At 74.6% G+C, this 6207-nt stretch carries 4 protein-coding genes; 3 read left to right on the plus strand and 1 reads right to left on the minus strand.

The genetic code is table 11. The features are described from left to right. The first annotated feature begins 65 nt into the window (after window positions 1–65). Window positions 66–1037, plus strand: coding sequence for a YDG/SRA domain-containing protein (locus AC07BF_RS13810; RefSeq protein WP_478317306.1), 972 nt, complete (start codon window positions 66–68; stop codon window positions 1035–1037). Window positions 1038–1106: 69 nt separating this feature from the next. On the opposite strand, the gene AC07BF_RS13815 is transcribed toward AC07BF_RS13810, so the two are convergent. Then, complete coding sequence (locus tag AC07BF_RS13815; protein ID WP_478333397.1) at window positions 1107–3845, minus strand: AAA family ATPase; 2739 nt, start codon at window positions 3843–3845, stop codon at window positions 1107–1109. A 192-nt stretch (window positions 3846–4037) separates the two neighbouring features. Here AC07BF_RS13815 and AC07BF_RS13820 point away from each other — a divergent pair, with 192 nt between their 5' ends. Further along, the gene (locus AC07BF_RS13820) at window positions 4038–4415 is read left to right on the plus strand and encodes a nuclear transport factor 2 family protein (protein WP_363627818.1); all 378 of its coding nucleotides are present in this window, start codon (window positions 4038–4040) and stop codon (window positions 4413–4415) included. 77 nt (window positions 4416–4492) lie between these two features. Continuing rightward, complete coding sequence (locus tag AC07BF_RS13825) at window positions 4493–6019, plus strand: MFS transporter (protein WP_478333398.1); 1527 nt, start codon at window positions 4493–4495, stop codon at window positions 6017–6019. The last annotated feature ends 188 nt before the right edge of the window (window positions 6020–6207 follow it).

Below are 6207 nucleotides of genomic sequence, written 5' to 3' on the forward strand. Positions count from 1 at the left end.
AGGTCAGCAGCAGACCGTCGACGCCTTGGTGAACCGTTTCTTTAGCGCTGAGAGGACCGACAGCTTTGCGGATAAACACCCTTCTCACTGTCCCCACCGGCTTTGACGGCTTCGGGTCGATACCGGGGATAGCGGCCGGACGCGTCTTCGTGAATCGGCGGGCTCTGAGCGAGGCAGGCGTGCACCGGCCGCTGCAGGCAGGCATCTGTGGCACCAAGAAGCTCGGTGCGGAGTCGATTGTCGTGTCTGGCGGCTATGAGGACGACCTGGACCACGGCAACGTCATCGTCTACACCGGACAAGGGGGCCGTGATGCCGACACAGGCCAGCAGGTGGGCGACCAGACGCTCACCCGCGGAAACGCTGCGCTGGCGACCAGCATGGCTACTGGCATCCCGGTGCGAGTCGTACGCGGCTCACAAGGCGATCCTCAGCACTCACCCACCACTGGCTACCGCTACGACGGGCTCTTTCGTGTCGAAGACTTCTGGCGCGAGACCGGTCAGTCCAGCTTCGCGATCTGGCGCTACCGGCTCGCAAAGATCGCTTCTGAGGAAACCGTGAGCGAGGGTCCCACGCTTCAGGAGCCGGTCGGCAGGGAGACGCCGACGCGATTGGAAGCGACGATTCAGCGGATCGTCCGCAGTACCAAGGTGGCGAACTTCGTGAAGCGCGTCCATGACTTCACCTGCCAGGTGTGCGGCACCCGACTTGCCACGCCCACGAGTGCCTACGCAGAGGCTGCTCACATCCGGGCCCTGGGGCAGCCGCACAACGGGCCTGATCTCGCGGGCAACGTGCTGTGTCTGTGCCCCAACCACCACACGCTGTTCGACTTCGGCATGCTGTCCATCGCGGATGACCTGACGATTACCGACCGCGCCACAGGTGCCGGCCTTGGGAGGCTGCGCGAGGCTGATGGCCATCGGATCGACCAGTCGCACCTGGCGTATCACCGAGAGCACCACTCCCAGGGATGGAAGCATGCCCAGGACGGGGGCCTCGGCGACGAAGGTGGCATCGGGGCCAAGGAGTAGCGAACCGACGAGTGGAGAGCAGGGCCCTGCCGGAGGTGTTCGGGAGGGCCCTTTGGTGTGGGTGGGGTGTCAGAGGGTGGTGGGGAGGTCGGTGCGGGAGGTGATGTGGAGTTTGGGGTAGGCCTTGTAGAGGTGGTGGGCGACGGTGCGGGGGCTGAGGAAGAGTTGGGCGGCGATCTCGCGGTTGGTGAGGCCTTGGGCGGCCAGGCGGGCGATCTGGAGTTCCTGGGGGGTGAGGGGGGAGTCGGGGGTGCCGGTGGGGCTGGTGGTGGGGGCCGGGGTGCCGGTGGCGGTGAGTTCGGTGCGGGCGCGGGCGGCCCAGGGGTGGGCGGCGAGGCGTTCGAAGGTTTCGAGGGCGGCGCGCAGGTGGGGGCGGGCGTCGGTGCGGCGGCGGGAGCGGCGCAGCCATTCGCCGTAGAGGAGGGCGGTGCGGGCCTGCTCGAAGGGGCGGTGGGTGCCTTCGTGGAGGTCGAGGGCGGCGCGGTAGGCGGATTCGGCGAATTCGTCGGGGCCGAGCAGGGCCTGGCAACGGAGCCGGAGCGCTTCGGTCCAGGGGCGGTCGGCGGCGGCGCTCCAGCGAGCGAAGCGTTCGTAGGGTTCGGCGGAGCGTTCGGGGGTGCCGAACCGGACGGCGGCTTCGACCAGGTCGGGGACGGCCCGGGTGGCGCTGACGTGGTGCCGGTGGGGGCCGGTGGTGAGGGTGTGCAGGCGGTCGGCGGCGTCGCCGGCGCGGCCGTGGCCGAGGTCGAGCAGGGCGAGTGCCCAGTGGGCCCAGGGGCGGCCGGCGGCGGGGGCGGCGGTCTGCGGGCCGGTGGTGGCGAGGGATTCGGCGGTGAGCCGGGTGCAGCGGTCGGTGTCACCGTCGAGGGCGGCCAGGTAGGCGAGGAGCGCGGTGAGTTGGCTGGTCCACTGGTGCTGGCCGGTGTCGCGGGCGAGGGCGAGGGCTTCGGTGGCGGTGACTTCGGCGTCGCGGTGGCGGCCGTGGAAGAGTTCGGCCTCGGCGAGGAAGAACTGGAGGGTGGGCATCACACCGATGGTGCCCTTGGCGCGGGCTTCGGTGACGAGTTCGCCGCCGAGTTCGGCGGTCTCGTCGTCGCGGCCGAGGATGAGGGTGGCGCCGCAGAGTTGGACGAGGTCGACGGGGGTTTCGGCGCCGGCCTTGCGGGCTGCCGCGGCGGTGTCGCGGGCGGCGGGCGGCTGTGGTGCGGGCCGGCCGAGGGCGGGGAGTACGGCGGCGGGCAGGTGGCGGGCGAGCGGGGCGAGCGGGGCGTCGTCGGCGAGCGGTAGCGCGGCCAGCCGGTCGAGGACGGCGATCACCGGTTCCTCGCCCGCGTACCAGGCGGTGTGGAAGGCCTGGAACAGCATCCGGGCGGCGTGTGGCGCCTCGATGGCGGTGCCGGCGGCGTCGAGCAGCAGCCGGTAGGCGGTCGGGTAGGAGCCGCGCCAGAAGTGCGCGGTGGCCCGGACCTGGTCGAGCAGGGCGTGTGCCAGGGGGTTGTCGGTGCGGGCCCCGGCCTCGTCGGCGAGCGTCTCGGCCCGCACCAACTTCCCTTCTTCGGTGGCGGCTTCGGCGGCCAGGACGAGGCGGCGGGTGGCGGCGTCGCGGTCCGGGGTGAGCCGGGCGGCCCGCTCGTACGCGGCGGCGGCGCCGCCGTGGGCGCCTCGGGCCTCGGCGCGGACGGCGGTGCGTTCCAGCGCGTCGGCGAGGGCGGCGTCGGGGGTGGTGGCGGCGTGGGCCTGGTGCCAGGTGCGGCGGTCGCCGTCCGGCAGTGCTCCGGCGATGGCCTGGTGAATCGCCAGCCGCTGGTGGTGCGGGGCGCGTTGCAGGATGGCAGCCCGCAGGAGCGGGTGGCGGAAGGCAATCCGGCGGTCGGGGGTGACGCTCGCCAGGCCCGATTCCTCGGCGGGGCCGAGGTGTTCGGCGGGGACGCCGAGGGCGGCCGCGGCGGGCAGGACGACGTCGAGTTCGCCGGTCTCCTCGGCGGCGGCGACCAGCAGGAGGGTCTGGGTGGCCGGGGGCAGGCCGGTGACCTGGCCGTGGAAGGCGATCAGCAGCCGGCTGGTGAGCGGCAGGCCGCCGGGCGCGGGCGGCGGCGAGCCGTGGGTGTTCGCCTGCGTCCCGGTGGCGATGGGGAGTTCGGTGAGGGCGAGCGGGTTGCCGGCCGCCTCGACGAGCAGCCGCTCGCGGACGGCGGCGGGCAGGCCGGGGCCGGCCCGGTGGTCCAGGAGCCGGGCGGCGTCGGGCTCGGGCAGGCCGGTCAGCCGGAGCTCGGGGAAGCCCGTGGTCGGGAGTTCCGGTGCGGCGCCGCCGGTGCGGGCGGCGAGCAGCAGGGCGACTCCTTCGGCCTGGAGCCGGCGGGCGGCCAGCAGCAGGGCGTCGAGGGAGGCGTCGTCCAGCCACTGTGCGTCGTCGAGGACGCACAACAGGGGCTGTTCGGTGGCGAGTTCGGCGAGCAGTCCGAGGGTGGCGAGCCCGACCAGCAGCCGGTCGACCGGGGCGCTTTCCTCGGAGAGTCCAAACGCCGCCTCCAGGGCGCGCCGTTGCGGCCCGGGCAGGGCGTGCAGCCGGTCGAGGCCGGGCGCGAGCAGCAGGCTCAGCCCGGCGAAGGGCAGTTCCGCCTCGTACTCGACGCCCGCCGCCCGGATCACCCGGAACGCCTCGCCCGCCCGCCCGACGGCGTGGTCCAGCAGTGCGGTCTTGCCGATCCCGGGCTCGCCCCGGAGCAGCAGCACCCCGCTGCGGCCTTCGCGTGCCGCGTCCAACAGTCCCGCCACGACGGACTGTTCGTGTTCCCTCCCGTACAGCATGCCCCCGACCCTACCGAGGCCCTCCCGGCCGCAGGTGCGGGCGGGCCCGCCGAGCACACCTACGTACCCCCCGCCGGACGCTACGTACCCCCATGCCGATACGTGACTGATTCGCCCGCGCCGGCCCGTCCCTACCTTGGTGAGCAGCGGGAACGAGCCGCTCAACCACCCACCGGGACACGGGAGAAGACCATGACCGAGATCACCACCACCGCCCTCCAGCAGCTCGCCGAGCGCTACCTCGCGGTCTGGAACGAGACCGACCCGGGCGCCCGCCGCAAGCTGATCGACGAGGTGTGGGCCGTGGACGGCCGGTACACCGACCCGCTGGCCGCCGTCGCCGGCCGGGACGCGATCGACGCGCTGATCGGCGCGGCCCAGGCCCAGTTCCCCGGGCTGGAGTTCACCCTCGGCCCGGTGGACGCGCACCACGACATCGCCCGGTTCACCTGGAACCTCGGGCCGGCCGGCGCCGAGCCGGTGGTGATCGGCTTCGACGTCCTGGTGGCCTCGCCGGACGGGCGGATCGGCTCGGTGTACGGCTTCCTGGACCGCGTCCCGGGCGCCTGACGGCAGGCCGGACGGGTCGGGGGCGACCCCCACCGCCCCCGACCCACTCCCCCCAACCCCACTGAGGAGAAGCCGAGATGAGCTCCGCCCTGACCGCCCGCCCATCGACCGCGCCCGGCGATGCGCCCGACAATATGCCCGGCACCGCAGGCACCACCGCGCCCGGGGCCGAGGCGGCGGCCGGCGCCCCGCGCGGCCTGCTGGCGGTCGTCCTGACCGCCACCTTCATGACCGCCCTCGACTTCTTCGTCGTCAATGTCGCCGTCCCGTCCGTCCAGGCCGACCTGGGCGCCGGACCGGCCGCCGTCCAGTGGGTGATCGCCGGATTCAGCCTGGCCCTCGCGGCCGGCCTGGTCACCGCCGGCCGACTCGGCGACCGGTACGGCCGGCGCCGGGTGTTTGGGCTCGGCCTGGCCCTGTTCACCCTCGCCTCCGCGGGCTGCGGCCTCGCCCCCACCGCCGCCGCGCTGGTCGGCGCCCGGGTGGTGCAGGGTCTGGCGGCGGCGCTGATGGGCCCGCAGGTGCTGGCGATCCTGCGGACGGCGTTCAGCGGCGCGGCGCAGGCGCGGGCCTTCGCCCGGTACGGGCTGACCATGGGCGTCGGCGCGGTGTTCGGCCAGTTGATCGGCGGGCTGCTGATCCGGGCGGACCTCTTCGGCCTCGGCTGGCGCAGCTGCTTCCTGATCAACCTGCCGATCGGCCTGGCCGCTCTGGCCCTGGTCCGCCGCTGCCTGCCGGAGTCGCGCGCCCCGCAACGGCCGGGCCTGGACCCGGTGGGCGTGCTGCTGGTCACCACCGCGCTGACCGCCCTGGTGCTGCCGCTGATCCAGGGCCCCGCGCAGGGCTGGCCGCTGTGGACCTGGCTCTGCCTGGGCGGCGCGGTCGCCCTGCTGGCCGGCTTCGTGGTGCATCAGCACCGCACCCGGACCCGCGCCACCGCCCCCGGCTCCGGCTCCGCCACCGCCCCCGACTCCGGCAGCGGCTCCGGCCCCGCCGCCCCGCTGGTCGACACCCGGCTGTTCCGGACCAGGGCCTTCGGCGCCGGTCTGCTCGCCCAGCTCGCCTTCTGGCTCGGCCAGGCGTCCTTCTTCCTGGTGCTCGCCCTGTACCTCCAGCTGGGCCGCGGCCTGGACGCGCTCGGCGCCGGGCTGGTGTTCACGGCGATCGGCCTCGGCTACCTGCTCACCTCCAACGCCACCCACCGCGTCGCCGCCCGGCTCGGCGGGGCCCGGACGATCGCCGTCGGCGGGCTGCTGATGGCCGTCGGGCTGGGCCTGCTCGCCCTCGCGGTGTACGGCGCGCCGGGCGGAAGCGTGTGGTGGCTGACGCCGGGGCTGTTCGTGGACGGCCTGGGGATGGGCCTGGTGATCGCCCCGGTGACCTCCGTGGTGCTGGCCGGGGTCGAGCCCCAGCTGGTCGGGTCGGCCGCCGGGGTGCTGGCCACCGTGCAGCAGGTCGGCGGGGCGCTGGGCATCGCACTGATCGGCCTGCTCTACTACGGCGGAGGCGACCCGGCGGCCGCGTTCGGCCGCAGCGTGACGGCGCTGGCGGCGCTGGAGCTGGTGCTGGTGGGCCTGGTCCGGCTGCTGCCGCGGAAGGGCTAGCGGGACCGAGCGGGCGCGCACGAGCGGACGGGCTCACAGGAGCGGACGGGATCCCGGGAACGGGGGTGGGAGGGACGGGGCGGGTGGGGGGGGGGGGGGGGGGGGGGGGGGGCGGCCCCCCCCCCCCCCCCCCCCCCCCCCCCCCCCCCTCCCCCCCCCCCCCCCCCCCCCTCGCCCCCCCCCCCGAA

The sequence above is a fragment of the Kitasatospora sp. NPDC043950 genome (assembly GCF_056435345.1).

Excerpts from the sequence above, each read along its gene's own strand:
- AC07BF_RS13825 (WP_478333398.1), top strand. The coding sequence starts at position 4,493 with ATGAGCTCCGCCCTGACCGCCCGCCCATCGACCGCGCCCGGCGATGCG.
- AC07BF_RS13815 (WP_478333397.1), bottom strand. The coding sequence starts at position 3,845 with ATGCTGTACGGGAGGGAACACGAACAGTCCGTCGTGGCGGGACTGTTG.
- AC07BF_RS13820 (WP_363627818.1), top strand. The coding sequence starts at position 4,038 with ATGACCGAGATCACCACCACCGCCCTCCAGCAGCTCGCCGAGCGCTAC.